Origin of the sequence: Psychrobacter sp. CLB018, from assembly GCF_041222815.1 — a bacterium.
GTDB classification, from domain to species: Bacteria; Pseudomonadota; Gammaproteobacteria; order Pseudomonadales; family Moraxellaceae; genus Psychrobacter; species Psychrobacter faecalis.
On sequence record NZ_CP166085.1, the window covers coordinates 2,109,312 to 2,125,383 of the forward strand.

25 protein-coding genes are annotated in these 16,072 nt (G+C 42.8%); 11 read left to right on the plus strand and 14 right to left on the minus strand.

Annotated elements, in window-relative coordinates; translation table 11 throughout:
* Positions 1-2: 2 nt before the first annotated feature.
* From AB8P72_RS08905 to AB8P72_RS08970, 14 genes are all read right to left on the minus strand, one after another.
* On the minus strand, positions 3-1,721 hold the full coding sequence (locus AB8P72_RS08905) for a terminase large subunit (protein ID WP_369957641.1): 1,719 nt from the start codon (positions 1,719-1,721) through the stop codon (positions 3-5).
* 22 nt (positions 1,722-1,743) lie between these two features.
* Positions 1,744-2,208, minus strand: a complete 465-nt coding sequence (locus AB8P72_RS08910; protein WP_369957642.1) for a phage terminase small subunit P27 family — start codon at positions 2,206-2,208, stop codon at positions 1,744-1,746.
* Between the two features lie 123 nt (positions 2,209-2,331).
* Positions 2,332-2,550, minus strand: coding sequence for a hypothetical protein (locus tag AB8P72_RS08915; protein WP_369957643.1), 219 nt, complete (start codon positions 2,548-2,550; stop codon positions 2,332-2,334).
* A gap of 5 nt (positions 2,551-2,555) precedes the next feature.
* Positions 2,556-2,900 (minus strand): HNH endonuclease, encoded by a 345-nt coding sequence (locus AB8P72_RS08920; RefSeq protein ID WP_193030017.1) that lies wholly within the window; start codon positions 2,898-2,900, stop codon positions 2,556-2,558.
* On the minus strand, positions 2,858-3,076 hold the full coding sequence (locus tag AB8P72_RS08925) for a hypothetical protein (RefSeq protein ID WP_369957644.1): 219 nt from the start codon (positions 3,074-3,076) through the stop codon (positions 2,858-2,860). The genes AB8P72_RS08920 and AB8P72_RS08925 overlap by 43 nt, the downstream gene beginning before the upstream one ends.
* Before the next feature lie 314 nt (positions 3,077-3,390).
* Positions 3,391-4,209: a hypothetical protein gene (locus tag AB8P72_RS08930; protein WP_369957645.1), complete on the minus strand. Its 819-nt coding sequence runs from the start codon at positions 4,207-4,209 to the stop codon at positions 3,391-3,393.
* Positions 4,197-4,511 carry a hypothetical protein gene (locus AB8P72_RS08935; protein ID WP_369957646.1) on the minus strand — a complete coding sequence of 105 codons (315 nt, stop codon included), beginning with the start codon at positions 4,509-4,511 and terminating at the stop codon, positions 4,197-4,199. The genes AB8P72_RS08930 and AB8P72_RS08935 overlap by 13 nt, the downstream gene beginning before the upstream one ends.
* A gap of 173 nt (positions 4,512-4,684) precedes the next feature.
* Positions 4,685-5,167, minus strand: coding sequence for a hypothetical protein (locus AB8P72_RS08940; RefSeq protein WP_369958287.1), 483 nt, complete (start codon positions 5,165-5,167; stop codon positions 4,685-4,687).
* A complete protein-coding gene (locus tag AB8P72_RS08945) occupies positions 5,167-5,364 on the minus strand; it encodes a hypothetical protein (protein WP_369957647.1) in 198 nt (65 codons plus the stop codon). Before AB8P72_RS08945 ends, AB8P72_RS08940 begins: the two co-directional genes overlap by 1 nt.
* Positions 5,361-6,740, minus strand: coding sequence for a YdaU family protein (locus AB8P72_RS08950; RefSeq protein WP_369957648.1), 1,380 nt, complete (start codon positions 6,738-6,740; stop codon positions 5,361-5,363). Before AB8P72_RS08950 ends, AB8P72_RS08945 begins: the two co-directional genes overlap by 4 nt.
* A gap of 13 nt (positions 6,741-6,753) precedes the next feature.
* Entirely contained in the window at positions 6,754-7,410 is a 657-nt protein-coding gene (locus AB8P72_RS08955; protein ID WP_369957649.1) for a Rha family transcriptional regulator, read from the minus strand.
* 40 nt (positions 7,411-7,450) lie between these two features.
* Complete coding sequence (locus AB8P72_RS08960; protein ID WP_369957650.1) at positions 7,451-7,627, minus strand: hypothetical protein; 177 nt, start codon at positions 7,625-7,627, stop codon at positions 7,451-7,453.
* Position 7,628: 1 nt separating this feature from the next.
* Positions 7,629-8,072 carry a phage regulatory CII family protein gene (locus AB8P72_RS08965; protein ID WP_369957651.1) on the minus strand — a complete coding sequence of 148 codons (444 nt, stop codon included), beginning with the start codon at positions 8,070-8,072 and terminating at the stop codon, positions 7,629-7,631.
* Between the two features lie 67 nt (positions 8,073-8,139).
* Entirely contained in the window at positions 8,140-8,400 is a 261-nt protein-coding gene (locus AB8P72_RS08970; RefSeq protein ID WP_369957652.1) for a YdaS family helix-turn-helix protein, read from the minus strand.
* Between the two features lie 126 nt (positions 8,401-8,526).
* Here AB8P72_RS08970 and AB8P72_RS08975 point away from each other — a divergent pair, with 126 nt between their 5' ends.
* The 11 genes from AB8P72_RS08975 (at position 8,527) to AB8P72_RS09025 (ending at position 16,008) form a co-directional block, all read left to right on the plus strand.
* Positions 8,527-9,291, plus strand: a complete 765-nt coding sequence (locus tag AB8P72_RS08975; RefSeq protein WP_369957653.1) for a hypothetical protein — start codon at positions 8,527-8,529, stop codon at positions 9,289-9,291.
* Positions 9,292-9,452: 161 nt separating this feature from the next.
* Entirely contained in the window at positions 9,453-9,752 is a 300-nt protein-coding gene (locus AB8P72_RS08980) for a hypothetical protein (RefSeq protein ID WP_369957654.1), read from the plus strand.
* Positions 9,752-10,027 carry a hypothetical protein gene (locus AB8P72_RS08985; RefSeq protein ID WP_369957655.1) on the plus strand — a complete coding sequence of 92 codons (276 nt, stop codon included), beginning with the start codon at positions 9,752-9,754 and terminating at the stop codon, positions 10,025-10,027. The genes AB8P72_RS08980 and AB8P72_RS08985 overlap by 1 nt, the downstream gene beginning before the upstream one ends.
* Positions 10,020-10,703 (plus strand): HNH endonuclease signature motif containing protein, encoded by a 684-nt coding sequence (locus AB8P72_RS08990; RefSeq protein ID WP_369957656.1) that lies wholly within the window; start codon positions 10,020-10,022, stop codon positions 10,701-10,703. Before AB8P72_RS08985 ends, AB8P72_RS08990 begins: the two co-directional genes overlap by 8 nt.
* Positions 10,700-11,092 (plus strand): hypothetical protein, encoded by a 393-nt coding sequence (locus AB8P72_RS08995; protein ID WP_369957657.1) that lies wholly within the window; start codon positions 10,700-10,702, stop codon positions 11,090-11,092. Before AB8P72_RS08990 ends, AB8P72_RS08995 begins: the two co-directional genes overlap by 4 nt.
* 10 nt (positions 11,093-11,102) lie before the next feature.
* Positions 11,103-11,300: a TraR/DksA C4-type zinc finger protein gene (locus AB8P72_RS09000; RefSeq protein ID WP_298908394.1), complete on the plus strand. Its 198-nt coding sequence runs from the start codon at positions 11,103-11,105 to the stop codon at positions 11,298-11,300.
* A gap of 196 nt (positions 11,301-11,496) precedes the next feature.
* A complete protein-coding gene (locus tag AB8P72_RS09005; protein ID WP_369957658.1) occupies positions 11,497-12,651 on the plus strand; it encodes a tyrosine-type recombinase/integrase in 1,155 nt (384 codons plus the stop codon).
* Positions 12,652-13,110: 459 nt separating this feature from the next.
* On the plus strand, positions 13,111-13,215 hold the full coding sequence (locus AB8P72_RS09010; RefSeq protein WP_201627429.1) for an excalibur calcium-binding domain-containing protein: 105 nt from the start codon (positions 13,111-13,113) through the stop codon (positions 13,213-13,215).
* The gene (locus tag AB8P72_RS09015) at positions 13,188-13,604 is read left to right on the plus strand and encodes a hypothetical protein (protein WP_369957659.1); all 417 of its coding nucleotides are present in this window, start codon (positions 13,188-13,190) and stop codon (positions 13,602-13,604) included. The genes AB8P72_RS09010 and AB8P72_RS09015 overlap by 28 nt, the downstream gene beginning before the upstream one ends.
* Before the next feature lie 57 nt (positions 13,605-13,661).
* Positions 13,662-15,092, plus strand: coding sequence for a hypothetical protein (locus AB8P72_RS09020; RefSeq protein ID WP_369957660.1), 1,431 nt, complete (start codon positions 13,662-13,664; stop codon positions 15,090-15,092).
* A gap of 61 nt (positions 15,093-15,153) precedes the next feature.
* On the plus strand, positions 15,154-16,008 hold the full coding sequence (locus AB8P72_RS09025; RefSeq protein WP_369957661.1) for a DNA adenine methylase: 855 nt from the start codon (positions 15,154-15,156) through the stop codon (positions 16,006-16,008).
* Positions 16,009-16,072 lie beyond the last annotated feature (64 nt).

Consider the following 16,072-nt stretch of genomic DNA (forward strand, 5'->3'; position numbering starts at 1 on the left):
TATTAAACGCCGATTATGATTGGGTCATCGTAGAAGCCATTATCGCCGCCACCATCGCCAGCCAATACCATGGCGCGACTGATACCCATTAATAGAGCAACAGCACCATCAATTTTTTTGTAGTTGGTTTCTTTTCTCGGGAACACGTTGTTGTTGGCGTCCTCACGTGACACGACATTGCCAATCATCCAAGATAGGACCGGATGACCGTCATGATGAAACCGCCCACCTTTCATTGCTGCTTCTAACTCACGCATAGCAGGAGAGAAAGACTTAACCGTCTTAGGAATCTTTACGGCGTCATAGCCAGCAGCTTCAATAGTAGCAGCGACTTGGAAGCCACCCCATTCATCGTAAGGCACTTCGGTTAATGGAAAGCTGCCCGCATCAGAAACCAAGTCTTCAGCGATGGCATTCAGGTCGTTTTCAGCGCCATCATGCACTTCAAGCAGCCCTTGGTTCATCCATTTCTGGTACCGCTCGACCGCTTGTTTCTCATCGCCCTTATAAACCGTGTCTTCTGGCAAATAAAACCATGGCGCCAAGCAGTAGTAGTGAAGCTTGCCATCGTCTTCATGTCGATAAAACAGATTTATGCGCGCTGCAATATCAATTTTTGATGCCAAATCTATCGGCATCACACAAGGCGTGGTTGAAAAATCATCAATACTTAGCGTGTCATCAGCACACGCGCGCCAATGCTCCATATTAAAGAACGCTGATTTTGCAGAAACCCAAACGTTTAGATGCTTGGTCTTAAAAGAGTTTTGACGGCTTGCGTTATTGATGGCTTTGGTTTGCTGCGACGCTAGAAAGTCAGCATATACAGACACGTCATAATTGGGGTTGGCTTTGATCAGTACGTTTGGGTCGGTCCAATCATCCCCGTCGTCAATACTCCAAATCCAACCAAACAATTCATCATCTGGTACATTGCCAAGCAGCATGTCTTGCACACGACTGCGCAGCTCATAACATGGGCCCTCAATATTGTGACCGGCTGTGGTGATGACAAACATCATCGGTTGGCGGCGTGCGCCCATACCTGTTTGCATCGTGTCGTAAAGCCTACTATCCGGATGCTCATGATATTCATCGACGATGGCGCAATGTGGTGACTGACCATCTGGAGGGTCACCAATAATTGGTTCAAACAAAGAGCCGTCATCAGGTCGCTCAAGACTGGCCGCGTTAATCTGTATGCCGGTTGCCTGCACCAAAGCGGGCGAACGCAACACCATCAGACGTGCCGGCTTAAAAACCTCCCATGCCTGCTTCTCAGTTGTCGCGCCTGAATAAACCTCACTACCAAACTCGCCATCGTTGGCAAACATATTAAGAGCGACGCCCGCGGCGATTGCTGACTTACCATTCTTGCGCGGTACTTCCCAATATGATTCTCGAAAGCGTCTGAAGCCGTCTTTTTTACGCATCCAACCAAACGTGACCGCGATGCCAAATTTTTGCCATGGCTCAAGCTGAATTTTTAAGCGTTTTAGGGCCCACTCGCCTTTTGTATGCGGCAGCAATTCAACAAAAAGTATCTTTTTTTCGGCAGCTTTTGGGTCAAATTTGTATGGATAGTCACGTTTTTTTGACGCTTTTAAGTCATCCAAGTGGCGTTGGCACGCCAAAACTACCCATTTGCACGCTGGAACTTTGCCTTTTACAACTGCTCGTGCCCACTTATTGGCGATATCAACATTAGGATAATCGGCCATATTTATCTCGCTTGAGCATCCGTCACATATTCAGAACACCTGCAAATGGGTTGGTTTGATTTTTATCGCCAGCACCCGTTAAGCGTTGACGAGATGACGGATCTAATCCTAGTAAGCTACCAAAAGTTGCCATCTGTCTTGCTGCCTCGTTGAGTGCGGTTAATGCTGGATTTTTAATTGGACTGCCTGACGCGCCCATAACGGTAACGCCTTGTGTCGCAAGCTCCTTTTGGCTTTTGCGATAAGTGTCGTACGCCATGCAAAACACTTCGACGTTGTGCATATCTGTAATTCTGAGCAATTCGTTTTCAAGTAATTCAGGGACGATGGACCGCCAAATCATCGGCGCAAATTCTAAATCACTCATATATTCTGGCGGTTCGATATCGACCACTTCGCTAAATTCGGGAACGTTGATATTTTTATTTTTCGATTTTCTCGGATCAGCCTTGCGGCCGCGTCCTGGTACCGCCGCAATTCCTCCCATATCAAAAAATCCTTAGCCGGTCAATAGGGCAAACTTTTAATTAAACGCTCGTAAAAATGTACTTTAGGGGGCGGTCATTCGGGGCTTCCGGCTGAAGTCAAAACCCACCCTCCCCCTGAAAAACTATTTATTTAAGCGAGATATCTCATTAAATATATCGTCAATTGCAGTCTGAATCTCAGAGCTCGAATCAACATTAAAGTTATGGCGGTTACCGTTTTGCAATGTCACTACTATGCGATGCTGCTGCAACCCATTATGATCTCGATATGTTGCAGGCTGTACGGATTCAATATCTGCTGCATTGATAATCGTCTTGCGTACTTTGATAAATTTAAGCATGGTTTTTACTCGTTAGCTGTCTTAGCTTTATGATGCGGATTGCATAGCGACTGTAGGTTGCTGAGCTCGTCCGTACCGCCTTTAGACTTTGGTACTATGTGATCGACATCGGTTGCTGGCACGAACCTGCCTGCCTGCTGACAAGCCACGCAAAGATGACCATCACGCTCAAGTACTTGCGCGCGTAGCTTACGCCAAGCATGGCCGTAACCGCGCTTGGTTGTGCTACCGCTGCGGTCTGGTCGCTTGGTCCAGTTGCTGCGTTGGTCTGCATGGTCATCACAGTATCCTTTGTCTTTACGTTTAACTATGTTTGGGCAGCGGTATTGGCGGCATGGTGTGGATGGCATGGCTTTGGTTTCCATTTCTTATTGTCTGGCTCAATCAAAGCCATATACTTCTTAGCATCACTGTTGCCGTTGTTGGCTCTAGCAGTAAGCAGTCTTAGGTTTGAATGTCTATACTCTAGCGTTTCGCCTGTGCGATAGTTGATATACAGCGTCTCGCTTGTGCATTCATATCTCATGGGTATCACACCTCACTAAACGTTAGGCATAAAAAAGCCCACGCTATTTCTAACGTGGGTAAGGAATATTGCAAGAAGGTGCCAACACATCATGATGACTACACGCCACATGCAACGTGCATCAATCAGTGAAGACTTCGGTTTGGGTTGCAGTGCCACCTGCTAGCTGATGTCTCTATGGCATGTGCTGACCGTGGCTAAATCAGTCAGGCATAAAAAAAGACGAGAGCAATTAAGCTTTCGTCTTTTATGTTCTGCTTTATCTGTTACCATTTAGCAGTATGAGAAATACTACCCCAATCTGGCACGGTGCGTCAAGCTTTATCATCTACTCTATTAAGCTGCGCACGATAGCTGCCTATACACTGATCAGCTTCGCATACCATTTCGATGAGATCATCCATTATCTGACGCTGGTACCGAACCCACAATGTAGTGTAAGAACTAGCCTTTACCTCTATCCCTGAGAACCGTAAGCGACCTTTAACTGTGTAGTCATCCCAAAGCTCATACAATTCAAAGTGTAATACCATGCGCGCCATCAGCCGTGCCAGCTCAGGCAAGGTGTGACTACATGCTTGTGGTGCAGCGCGTCCATCTTTCTTGCAGCGCTCAATCATATTAGCTGCTAGGCGCTTTACTACTTCATCAAAGTGACGTGACCAATCCCAGTTAGTATCACTGCCCCATAGTAGTATACTTGCCAGCGCCTTGGCAGGCTTATCCTCAATCATTGCAATAGCGGCGCAGTGGTCCTCCCAATTGACTTCTGGTGGCAGCCCGCCAGCGCCAATATTAAACTTAACAGTCTTGGCATGCATGCCTTGCTCAAGCCAGTCTTGGTTTGACAGTTGCAGATTTGGTGATTGGCCAAAGCTGTTATGTAGTTCGTCTACCAATGCATAGGCAAACTGACCTGGCTTAGACTTCTCTTTTACTGGCTCAGGCTTAGCATCAATTGATTTAACCTGACTAAGAAACTTCTGAATGCTGACAGTCCTAGTTCCGCGCTTCTTGTGATTAGGCCACTCAATTGTCACCAAACTGTCTTCATAATCTACAGATAATACGTGGATTACATCGCCTTTCTTATCTAGCCATTTGCGGGTTATATCAATACTCAATTCGGACATTTTGTGTTCTCCACGTCTGCAAAGAGGTTACACACCTCTTTGAATAAGTAAATAGGTACCATGGTCATCTCTGGCTCATCGCCACTTTTACTCATCATCAGTGTATTATCCAGAAACAAACCAAAGGAGAGGTCGGCAACTCTTAGCGTAACAATCTTTTTTTGGCGACTATAAATAATGGGTGCGGCAGCCTTGTCTTTTAGTAATTCAAGCATTTCATTGCAGAATGCTTTTAACACTGAATCTTTAAAGGTGTTTTTTCTAACTAGGTTTATTAGCTTTACTGCTTCAGAATTAGTCACTTGCTCACCTCACTTACTGGCTCAAAATTATTCAAAAAATAAACGATGTCAGAATGGCACTCTTTGCAATCCATGTCGTAGAAAATGCAACGTTGCATTAACGACTTTACGACTATCACCTCACCACTTTGTTTACATCGCCATGTACTATTAATCTCGACCTCATCCATGATTTACTTCCCTTTCTTTTTAATTGGCTTTGGCGCTGGCACGTCGACCACACCCTTTTCAATCAATCGATGATATTTATATATAAGCATGCCAGCATCACGGCTATGCTCAGACGTACGTCCATGCCAGCCAGTAATCATCTTAAAGTCTTTGGCACTGCGCTTAGTATCAATGCTAGCCGGCGCAACCAAGATGTGTGGAATATCGTAGCGCTCGCAAAATTCCTGCCAGATTGAGCAATCACGTATAACCGAACCCACTCCCTTCATGCGCTCTTTACCAATTCGAGGATCTACCCACGTACGCTTACGCACATCCTCAATACAGACGACGAATTTAATATCCGACGCTTGCGCCTCTTCAAACGTTTTATAAACCTTATCTTGGGCGCTTAGAATGCTTTGAGTAGACACTTCTTGCAGTACACCGTCGATGCTATGAGCAAAGCCTGTCTTAACGCCTGTATCGATACCGATTAAAATCATCACTTACCATCCTTTAAATTAATATCACCATAATCATGATCTTTAGCAGCGCCTTGCTTATCCCACTTGGCATAGTCATCATGGAACGGATCACCCTCAACTACTCTTACTCTCCCTGACCAACCTTGATGGGAATAAGCTTTTGTATCAAACGATTTTTGCAGTCCTGAGACGTTGAGGTCCTTTGTGGTTTTCACCCCGCCTCCTGCATTTGGGTTAATACTCTGTCATAAGTTTCATCGGCTGATTCACCGGGCATCTTTTGCTGCTTGATATATTCATAAGTTTCAGTGATATCCATATTTGGTAATGGCTCTTTGCGCAGACCGTTAAATATGCAGCACTTGCTTGGATCTAGCTTAGACTGTACTGGTTGGCTATGGCTTGGGTGAAATACTGGCGGTAAGTCGCTGTCGTAACTGCTAGTCGACGTGCCAGCGCCGTTGCCCCAATCCTCATTATCGATATTAAACGTGCCCTTGGCTTTTTCCTGACGCGCTTGATTGGCTGCTTGCTTGTCAACTTCACCCGCCAGCCATTTACGCAACTTAGCCTTACGATTTGATTCAGTGGTGATCGGCTTACCAAGTAATGCCTGCTCAGCGTAATGGGCCTTAAAATCCCCTACGTGCAAAGCGTACTGGTCTTCAGTGAGTTGCATCATCTTGCCTGCTTTGAATAACTCACCGCGCATCTCGTCAATGGTTGGCGCTTCCCAATTTTCGATGTCGTCAGCACGTTGGCCACGTATCTGGTCAGCTTTGGTTGCTGGCTGGTTAGCTGATGATTGAGTTGCTACTGGTGCAACTGGTACTGGTTGGTTGGCTGATGATTGATTGCTAGCTGTAGAGTTATCCACAGAACCATGATTGAAATTATCCACAGTTACCTCACCCGTGTTTGTGTGCGCGCTCTCACTAACTGGTTTATGGTTATTGGTTACTGGTTCATGGTTACTGGTTATAGCAGCGTTTTTTGCGTTACCACCGTTACACGTATCATCGTCATTCGTTACAGTGTCCGTTACATCGCTTGTAACGTTACTTGTAATAGTTTCGGCGTGAGTTGCATATAATGCTTTTAGGTCAGCAGCTTTAATACTCTTATCTACTGCTACACCTATATTAGTAAGGCTATCAATCATTACCTTACGGTCTTGGCGAGATTTACGAGTACGTTCTGCGGGTGTCATTGGTGTGTCGTCATCGTTACACGTAACGTTACAACCATCGTTACCGAGCGTTACACCTTGCGTTACATCAAACGTTATAGCGTTACCGCTTACGTTACTAACTGCGTTACGGTTCTTGTAACGATAGGCTTTTATTTCTTTATCGATACGGTGATGATGATGACGCTTACCACGTTTTACAAAGAACTCATCAAGCACGTATTCCAACGATGCGCGATAATCTTCACTGGTGCATAGCAGACGACGTGCCAGCTTATCCATATCTGATGTATCGATGGCTTGCTCGCTGTGATAGTACATATCTATTAAGTCACGATAGATAGCACGCTCAACTAATGATAGGTGGCGTGCGCTATTGTTGAAGTCAGCAGGGTTAAACATATAAAAATGCATATTATGCTACCCCCTCACTAATCAAACGCTCAATGATCCATGCTTCACCGCGCTTGGTGAATAAAGCTTGTGAGTAACCTTGGTCGGTCTGCTTAACTTCGCCTAAGCCTTTATCGATAAACCATTGCTGGAATACACGTGAACGCTTCACAGCTTTGTTATAGACGCCAAGCTCATCAAGCACTTTATTCATGGCAACCGCTGATAGACGCACCTTTTGAGCGACTGGCGTGGCATTCAACAAGCCAGCACGCTCAACTACATTGTCATAGTGACTGATTTTAGGCTTGGCTAGTTCAAGCTGGCGCGCTTGGTCTGCTGCCAATTGCAGGGCATCAGCAAACGATTGAGGTATTACTGGTGAATTGGCGTTGGCTTCAAGTTCTTGCCAGCGTCTGTTGATGCGTATGCGGATATCAGCGCGATAACCGGTTATTAGATCAATCGTCTGTTCTTTGCTTAGTAAAAATTGGCGATAGCTTTGACCATTATCAGCGATATAATTTGACTGCCCAACTTTGGGCAGTGCCATTACTTCGTATGTTGCATTCAAGTCGTCAATATCGCGTAGTACATGACGATGATCTTTATTGCACAATTGAGCGATTTCACGACTGCTCATCGTTTGATTATTTATTTGCAAAGTTTGAATATTCATTGTAAGATTCCCTCATTCATTGTTTGTATTTCAGAAACACCTAAACCCCATCAGTTCCCGCTGATGGGGTTTTTGTTTGTGTGTCACTTTTATTTTTGGCCTGACTGGTACGCTCTATGCGCTCAAACTCACGCTTAATTGCATATTCGTCACCGATAACTTCTACGGCAGCGACGCTTTTGCAATATGAGCAGTTATGGCAATTATTGGCTGGCATGTCATTTCCCCTCACAATGATTTGTGATTTGGACACTGAGTGTGCGCAGCGCGACCATGGCGTCTTGTATCTTTGTCTGTAGCGCGTCATGCTCTTTGCAATCGATGCGGCCATCTTCTAGCGCTTGCTGCATCTCACTCATGATGTCGCCCTGGCATGCTGACGTAGATAATGCGGTCATAATGATACTTGCCTGCGTCGCTTCACCATCAACCTTACAAAACACACCACCAAGACGCTGGGCCATCGCTTGAATGATGCTCGTGTCGTTGGTGTATTCCATGATAGTGAGTGCTTCATCTAAACGTAGATGATGCGTGTCAGTATTTGGATTGACTTTGTTGTTTAATACGGTGCTCGACATACCCATACGGGCGGCAATAGCAGTTGAGCCACCATGCTTTGGGTTATGTACTGTCTTGTGTGCTGCGTCGATTACGTCCATCGTGTTTCACCTATTTATAAAAACGTTTTGTTGATGAGTGGGTGGTTGTAGTATTTACTACAGGCAATTAAGACTCTTCGGTTGTTTCGACGGGCAAGCTTCGAAGGTATGAAAAATCAACATCTTTTCTTAGGTCTTCGCACTTAACTGCTTGATTGGTGTTTTTTTCAATCTCAATAGCTAGGCCCGCGTCACAAGTGCGATTTCCATAATATATTTGACGTAAATGACCTAATGTTGAGCCGCATTTTTCAGCGAAGTCCGCTCTTTCTTTTTCGCCACCCAGAGAACTGATAAAGTTTTTTAGACTAGGAATATGCTTAGCCATTGATTTGCTCCTTATAAAGTTATTAATTTAGCATATGCTAACTTTTTAAGCAATCAGTAATTTAGCAACTGGTAATTTACAAAGTAAAATATGCCGTCAAGATACCTCTACGACTAGGAGGCTGTTATGTCTATAGATATTCAAGAGTACAGGCGCAATAAACTAATAGAATTACTGGAAGATTTTAAGAAGCAGGGTAAGAGCGTTGCTAAGCTGGCAAAAGAATATCCAATTGACCCTAGTTTTATTTCACAATTAAAAAACAAGCACCGTGGGTTTGGTGAAGATGCCGCGCGTAATTTAGAAAAGATAATGGGTCTTGATGATTTTTACTTTGAGCCATACTTTGATCAGCTAGCCGAAGCAACTCAAACGAATAACAGGCTTAGTCATTTAGATGCAGTCTCTAAGCTCAGTAGCCGTGAGATGATTGAAGAAACAAACGATGGCATGGAGGATATGGAAACAGAATTTCCAACGTACTTCATTGCTGACGTGCTCTATATCTCGGATTCAGAGACGGGACAATGGACTGACTGCACAACCACTATAGATAGCTATAAAAAAGATTTGATTGTTATTGGTAGTAACGTTTCCATTTCTGCCTACGCTATCCTTTTTGAAACTGATGAATTTTTCCCAGCTATAAGACCCAGTTGGGTTGGATTGTTCGATCCAGCTTACGGAAATGACAGCGGTGATTTAACTCATGTTATCTTGGAAGATGGAACTCATTTTCTAAAAGAGTATTTATACTCTAAAGACGGCAGATGTTTTTTTGCTTCGCTGAACTCGAATAAAAGAGACTCCTTTTTATTATCGGATATCAAAAGCATGGCTTCTTTACGAGGTTTAATGCCTTCAGACTGTATCACTAAAAAAATAACTTAAATCTAAGATTGCTTTATATATAACGCCGCCCTTTTGGGCGGTTTTTTATTGCCTAAAATCTGCCTATCTCATAAAAATTTACATTATATTACATTTAGCACTTGCTAATTATTTAGCATATGCTAAATTAGTATTCATCATAACGACACAGAGTAATTATTATGAAACTTGCAAAGAACATGCTCGCAGCAATTGGATTAATGGCGCTACTTGTTATTGCACTTAATACTGTTTCGGCAGTCGCTGGCGTGATAGGAGATGCTTTTGACCGCTCGCAAGCAGGACACGACGCGCTGATTGCTGAACATAAGGCGTCACTACCTAACGACGATGGCAACTATGTCACCGACCCGATGAACGGCTTTGATGATGAAGTTGAAGATGTTTACGAAGCATCGACTGAAGCCAAGACGGCAAGTTATGCCAATGGCTTCATAGCCAAAGCGTACGGGAGAGAATGATGAGTACCCTTCACAAGCTTATAAGCAACCTTGAGCTGCAGATGAATAACATCATGTCGGACAATCCCTCTAAGGATGAATTAAAAGCCATCAATGAGCAGACACGCCAGCTAACCGCGGTAAGCAAGCAAGTCGTTGATATCTACCGCTTGAGCCTTGACGCTGGCAAGTTTGCCCATCAAACAGGCGCAGATGTGATTGTTAGTGCTGAAATGCTGAGCGTTGGTAAGTCAAGTAAAGCGCTACAAAGCAGTAATGGTGATCGTAATGAGTAGCAAAAGATGGAATGTCACGCCAGCGGAGCATGACTTCATGGTAAAGCATCAAGCTCATATCACTCGTGCCCAACTGACAGCCATGCTCAATGATAAGTTCGGTCACAACCTAAGTGTTGAAAAAGTACGCAGCTACACCAAGCGCAGTGGTTTGAATAGAGTCATTCGCACAATGATTACTGATGGGCCTGAATATGACTGGATAGCAAAGCATCAGTTAGATACGCCACGTAATGAGCTGACTGCGACGTTTAATAAACGATTTGGTAAGTCTATCTCTATTATGCAAATGAATGGCTACTGTCAGCGTAAAGGGCTTTATATGGACGACCTTATCCGCAACCGTAAGCCTGTTGGCACGATTAAGCGTCATGGTAGGTTTTTAAGAATAAAGATAAACGCGACCCAGTGGCAGACATTGCATCGGTTTACTTGGGAGCGTCATCACGGCAAGAAGGTACCTGAAGGTTTTATGATTGCGTTTGCTGACGGTAATTCAGATAACGTCGATATCGATAACCTTGTTTGTGTGCCTGAATCGATAAGCCTGGTGATTAATCATAACAATAAAGCCAATACCAGCGACCCAAATTTAAACAAAGCCATCATGCTCACAGAGGCGCTTAATTCGATGGTTAAGAAACCTATCAAACGCTTAGGGACCTTAAGATTATGAAAAGCTCTTTTGAGAATGCAGTAACGATGCCAAGCGGCGTTGTTTATAAATGGGATGCAAGCAGAACCAAGCGCGGTTTGTTTGGTAGCAAGCATGACAAGACGATATGGCTAAAGCGTTTTAACTCAAAGTACAGCGTTGAGAGCCTGCTGATGTCTTTAACTGAAACGAATGTATTTATATCGCTTTATATAAACGGCGTAGATGCTACCGGGATACTTCACCCTAATGGCGAACAGTTGGCAAAATTACTAAGTAATGAGCTATCGCTTGAAGAAACTTTTGAGTATTGCCGCAAGACGTTCTGCCCTGACCTATCGGCTGTAAGTACCAAGCCAAAAATTAAACCAGCAATCATGGCTCAGCCTGATTTGTTTGAAATAGCTTAAGGATTGAGATATGGCTGATGATATCGACCTAGCAAGCGAACGCATAGATGCTGAAATGCAAGCTCGCCTGCGCGTACTGCCAACGTTTGACATTGCATCATTAATCGAGTGCCAAGAATGTGGCGAAGAAATACCAAGTAAGCGACGTGCCATTGGTGGTGTTAAGCGCTGCTTTGATTGCCAAAATAACTTTGAAGGACGGAGATAGTCATGGATAACGACACCTTAAATACTCTTCACCAGTTAGGCCTCACCCCGCTCGACTGGGTAGATGCCAAACAATTTGCTGCTCTAACTGGCATAGACGAGCAAAAGCTTACTCACCGTAAGCGAGAGTGGCCAGAAAACGTTGTTTGGATGAAGGAAGCTGGTAACCTATATTACTCAATAAGAGGATATAACAAGTGGATGACTCAACAAGCAGAGCAACGTTACCGGAGGGCGTCCGGCTTAGATCGGGGCGTATCCAGATCTACTTTAGACGAGATGGTAAGTCCTATCACGTCACGCTCCCACACCCCATCACTGCGGAGGGCATCAAGGCAGCTGCTAAAATTAGACGTGACCTAATCACCAAAGCTGAATGGGGCGTGCTCACAGAAGCAGACCTTGCCAGCGCAAAAGGTGAATTGGTTAATGATGATAGCGTCATCGTCGGTGATGGCGCCTTGTTCCAAGAAGTCGCTCAAAAGTATTTGAAGCACTGCGAAGCCAACATGGATTCTAAAAAGGATTATGTCAGTGCACTAAATAAGCACTGGATGCCAGACATGGCGCTCATGCCAATACATCAAATAACCTCTGATCTAATACGTGACATCATCTCTGACATCGACTTCAAGTCCGACAAGACATTTAATAATTGCCTGGTACCACTGCGCGGCGTATTTGAAAAAGCAATTGAACTGCGTCTTATCACGCCAGCAGAAAACCCAATGGCGATGATCAAGAATAAAAAAGTACAATCAGGACTACCGGACCCATTCACCCGCGATGAAATGAATGCGCTATTAAACTGGTTGGATAAAAATTTGACCGATAAAGACCATTTTTATTATTGGTATTTTGAAGTAGCGTTTTGGACTGGATGTCGTCCTAGTGAGCTGAACGCTCTAAGATGGAAAGATATCGACTGGTTTAATGGCTCAGTGATTATTAATAAAAGCCGTGTACGTGGTGTTGAGAAGCAAGTCACCAAAACTCATACAGCACGTGAAGTATATTTGAATGACCGCTCGAAGCGTGCATTCGAAGCACTGGACGCTATGAAGCTCAGTGATGACTATGTGATGATATGCCCAGAAACTAACGAGCCTTTCTACAATGAGAAGCCTGCCCGCATGCGGTTGATTGAAGCAATGAAGTCTACGAGAGTAAGACATCGCCCTGCATATAATGCCAGGCACACCTATGCCACGATGTTGCTCATGTCTGATGTTAATCCAGTATTTGTTGCCAACCAATTGGGTCATAGCTTGCAAATGCTTATTAAGCGTTATGGCCGTTGGCTGCATGGTGATCAAAACAAAATTGAGATATCGAAGCTCACAACTGATTAATATCCTCTCGCCATCCCACCGTTTTACCAAAAAGCCTTTAATCCTACTGCATGAGTTTTATAGGATCGCATCTCAAATGCGATCCTGATGTTCGTGAAATTTCCTATCATCTGCATTTACACAACTATATTTATTAGCTTATCGTAAACTATAGTTGTTTATTACATTGCTCAATAATTACTAATAAGTTAAAGTTGATTAATATTTTTTTCTTTATTATCACGAAAAACTCATAGTTGTCAGTATAATTAATAGAAAGGTAATTTCCGCATGAAAAAACTAATGCTAGCCTCTGTGCTATCTATCTTCGCACTTTCAACTAACGCTGCAATTAAAACAGTAGATAATCCGTTCCAAAGCAATACAGTTTTAAAAGAGTCTGTCGAAGTTGATCACCCACTATTTACCAAAGGTGCTGGCGGTTCGCAGTGTAAAGGCTTACCTAGTACTTGCGGCCAAATGGCTAACTGTGAGCAGGCTAAGCAAGCTCTGAAGTGTGGCAACACTCGATTAGATCGAGATAAGGACGGAGTACCATGCGAATCAATATGCCCAGGTGGTTAATTGGTGCCGTCTTACTTTCGACCGTAACTGCCTGTACCCCTTCCCAAGATAGAAGTTACGCTAGTAAGTTCGTTTCTGGTAATGCTGTGGTGCATGAGGTGTTTTGGGGCGTTGATCATAAGACGCCTTACCCTTTCACCACATCAGGCGAGATATTGTGTGTCTACTACCCTGATTTTGGTATTGAGGTGTATTTTGAACCTGCGGGCTACAGTAAAGACTCGTCTATTGGTACGCCGCTTAATAAGGCCGCTGCTAAGGCTTTGAAGCGCGATGGTATGAAGCCGAATGTGCCTTATAGTATTAAGAAAGGTGCTGACTTGAGTGAAGCTGTGAAGGTTGGGTTGAGCTTGTGTGATGAGCAGCAAGGTTTTACTAAAGTTAGTTAGGCAGGAAATTTATTATTTTATATCTTAAAAATAAAATCATTTATCATAGGGACTGCAATGAAAAGAAAAATTAAAATTGAAAGCTTAGTGCTTGACTATAAAAACCCTAGGCTGCCCAACTCAATGGACAGTGAGATATCAATCATAGAGTACATGATACTCCAACAGCAAAGTATGGCTTTATTAGAAGATATAGCAAAAAACTGGCTTAGCCCCATTGAGGATATTGCTGTTTGTAAAGACGGCTCAGAGTATATTGTTCTTGAAGGTAATAGAAGGGTAAGTGCTCTCAAGCTTCTAAAAAACCCTGATTTATTACCGTTATACTCACAAAGAATTAAGGATATTTTAAAAGAACACAACACTAAGATTTTAGATGTTGAGTGCGAAGTGTTTGATAAGCGAGAAGACGCAAGGAAATGGTTAGAAAGAAAGCATAGTGGCCAACAAAATGGGATTGGCACCAAGCATTGGAGCGCAGAACAAAAAACAAGGTTCGAAGGTGGGCGCTCGAACAACAATACATTAGCTGTGAGCATTATCGATTTTGCTAAGAAAAATGATATAAAAGAAGCTGAGATAGAAGGAATACTAACCACGGTTACAAGATTTTTAGCTAATCCAGCTTTTAGGAACTCTATAGGGCTTAGGTCTAATACTAAGGATTTGGCAATAGTCATTGACATACCTAAAGAAGATTTTATCTTAGTATTAGAGAAGTTTATTTTCGATGTGGCAGACAAAAATAACAAGGCCGTCAGCTCTAGATCGAATAAGAATGATTACATAAAATATGGAAACTATCTTTACAATACCTATCTAAAAGAAGTAGAGAGGGTGGATAGTTATACTTTAAATAAACTAGAACAAGATGTTAATGTTGATGATTACGAAAAGAATGATACTGAAGCTGCGGTTGACATAGAAGCCCATCAAAATAGTAATGATTCAAGCGATGCTAATATTAACGGGCAAGACGCATTAAAACAAAAAGAGAAGTTAAACACTTCCATTAGACAGAGGTCCTCAAAGAACCCTAACGATAGAAAGTACATATTCACCAATGATTTTTACTGCAAAACATCTCATCAAATATTAGTAACTATATTTCACGAACTAAAGAAAATTGATGTAAATGAATTCCCTATGTCTTGCGCTATCGTTACGCGTCTATTTATGGAATATATATTGAAATTTTACTTAAGTAGCATCAATGGCAAAGATACTAGTAGAGCAAAGTTAGATTATGCAATTTTAGAAATTTATAAGTATCTTAATAGTGAAGAAAATATGGAAAAATTAAATCAAATACAACGAGCTTCATTGAAATCCCTGAAATTCTTGCAAGAGAATAAGAGCTCGGCTTTATCACCAGCATCGCTAGGTATGAACGCCCATGCAGGAGCATACCCTAAGGCAAGTGAGTTGAAAATAGACTGGATGAATATCGAGCCAATCATTCAATATATCTTAAATGAAATAAAATAAACAAAATTGGCCAATTTTAAAGCCTTCTGCTAAGATTGACTGAAACTAACTCTGGTTCTTTATGAAACGCTCACTTTCACCGCTCCGCTACCCAGGTGGCAAAGCTAGTATTTACGATATGACTCGTGATGTTATTGCGAGCCATGATATGGATTTGTGCCAATATGCTGAGCCTTATGCTGGAGGCTGTGGCCTTGCTCTAAGGCTATTAACGAACAATGTGGTTGAAGAGCTGCACCTCAATGATATTGATCAATCAATCTCCTCATTATGGAACTGTATAGTTAATCAACCAGAAGAGCTTGCTAGTCTTATTAGTTTGGCCAAAATTGATATGGACGAGTGGTATAAACAAAAAGCCATACAGGATATTAAAGGTACTGTGGATCCTTTAGAGCTTGCATTCTCTACCCTCTTCCTTAACCGTACCAATCGATCTGGTATCATTAAAGCTGGAGTAATAGGCGGAAAAAAGCAAGATGGTGCGTATAGAATGGATTGCCGCTTCAACAAGGTAGCTTTAATAAAAAAAGTTTACCAGATTGCTGCGATTAAAGATAAGATTCATATTTACAATATGGATGCAATCGAATTCATTGAGAGGCTAGAGAGTCTTAGACTAACCAAGCCACTGCTTATGGTAGACCCTCCGTACTATAATAAAGGTCAATCTTTATACACTAATTTCTATAATCATGAAGACCATGCGGCCGTTTCTGAAAAATTGGCCAAAACGAACTTGCCGTGGTTGCTTACTTACGACAACACCCCTGAAATTAGTGAGTTATACAAAGAGTTTGCGCAGTATCAGTTTGATATCAACTACAGTGCCGCAAAGAAAAGAATTGGTAACGAGCTGTTTATTACCTCATCACACTTTGATAGCCTTGAACATGAAAGATTGAAGATGGCCTAATTTTAATAGTAAAAACCAGAAACCCACCTCACAGTGGGTTTTTTATTACTTAGTCAATAATCTT

Bases quoted from the DNA above. Each gene is read 5' to 3' on its own strand.
- AB8P72_RS08970 (WP_369957652.1), bottom strand. From the start codon at position 8,400: ATGGCTAAGCATATTCCTAGTCTAAAAAACTTTATCAGTTCTCTGGGT.
- AB8P72_RS08915 (WP_369957643.1), bottom strand. From the start codon at position 2,550: ATGCTTAAATTTATCAAAGTACGCAAGACGATTATCAATGCAGCAGAT.
- AB8P72_RS08965 (WP_369957651.1), bottom strand. From the start codon at position 8,072: ATGGACGTAATCGACGCAGCACACAAGACAGTACATAACCCAAAGCAT.
- AB8P72_RS08960 (WP_369957650.1), bottom strand. From the start codon at position 7,627: ATGCCAGCCAATAATTGCCATAACTGCTCATATTGCAAAAGCGTCGCT.
- AB8P72_RS08985 (WP_369957655.1), top strand. From the start codon at position 9,752: ATGAGTACCCTTCACAAGCTTATAAGCAACCTTGAGCTGCAGATGAAT.
- AB8P72_RS08905 (WP_369957641.1), bottom strand. From the start codon at position 1,721: ATGGCCGATTATCCTAATGTTGATATCGCCAATAAGTGGGCACGAGCA.
- AB8P72_RS08975 (WP_369957653.1), top strand. From the start codon at position 8,527: ATGTCTATAGATATTCAAGAGTACAGGCGCAATAAACTAATAGAATTA.
- AB8P72_RS08930 (WP_369957645.1), bottom strand. From the start codon at position 4,209: ATGTCCGAATTGAGTATTGATATAACCCGCAAATGGCTAGATAAGAAA.
- AB8P72_RS09020 (WP_369957660.1), top strand. From the start codon at position 13,662: ATGAAAAGAAAAATTAAAATTGAAAGCTTAGTGCTTGACTATAAAAAC.
- AB8P72_RS08920 (WP_193030017.1), bottom strand. From the start codon at position 2,900: ATGCCATCCACACCATGCCGCCAATACCGCTGCCCAAACATAGTTAAA.
- AB8P72_RS09015 (WP_369957659.1), top strand. From the start codon at position 13,188: ATGCGAATCAATATGCCCAGGTGGTTAATTGGTGCCGTCTTACTTTCG.
- AB8P72_RS08940 (WP_369958287.1), bottom strand. From the start codon at position 5,167: ATGATTTTAATCGGTATCGATACAGGCGTTAAGACAGGCTTTGCTCAT.
- AB8P72_RS08910 (WP_369957642.1), bottom strand. From the start codon at position 2,208: ATGGGAGGAATTGCGGCGGTACCAGGACGCGGCCGCAAGGCTGATCCG.
- AB8P72_RS08995 (WP_369957657.1), top strand. From the start codon at position 10,700: ATGAAAAGCTCTTTTGAGAATGCAGTAACGATGCCAAGCGGCGTTGTT.
- AB8P72_RS09010 (WP_201627429.1), top strand. From the start codon at position 13,111: ATGGCTAACTGTGAGCAGGCTAAGCAAGCTCTGAAGTGTGGCAACACT.
- AB8P72_RS08955 (WP_369957649.1), bottom strand. From the start codon at position 7,410: ATGAATATTCAAACTTTGCAAATAAATAATCAAACGATGAGCAGTCGT.
- AB8P72_RS08950 (WP_369957648.1), bottom strand. From the start codon at position 6,740: ATGTTTAACCCTGCTGACTTCAACAATAGCGCACGCCACCTATCATTA.
- AB8P72_RS08990 (WP_369957656.1), top strand. From the start codon at position 10,020: ATGAGTAGCAAAAGATGGAATGTCACGCCAGCGGAGCATGACTTCATG.
- AB8P72_RS08925 (WP_369957644.1), bottom strand. From the start codon at position 3,076: ATGAGATATGAATGCACAAGCGAGACGCTGTATATCAACTATCGCACA.
- AB8P72_RS09025 (WP_369957661.1), top strand. From the start codon at position 15,154: ATGAAACGCTCACTTTCACCGCTCCGCTACCCAGGTGGCAAAGCTAGT.
- AB8P72_RS08980 (WP_369957654.1), top strand. From the start codon at position 9,453: ATGAAACTTGCAAAGAACATGCTCGCAGCAATTGGATTAATGGCGCTA.
- AB8P72_RS09000 (WP_298908394.1), top strand. From the start codon at position 11,103: ATGGCTGATGATATCGACCTAGCAAGCGAACGCATAGATGCTGAAATG.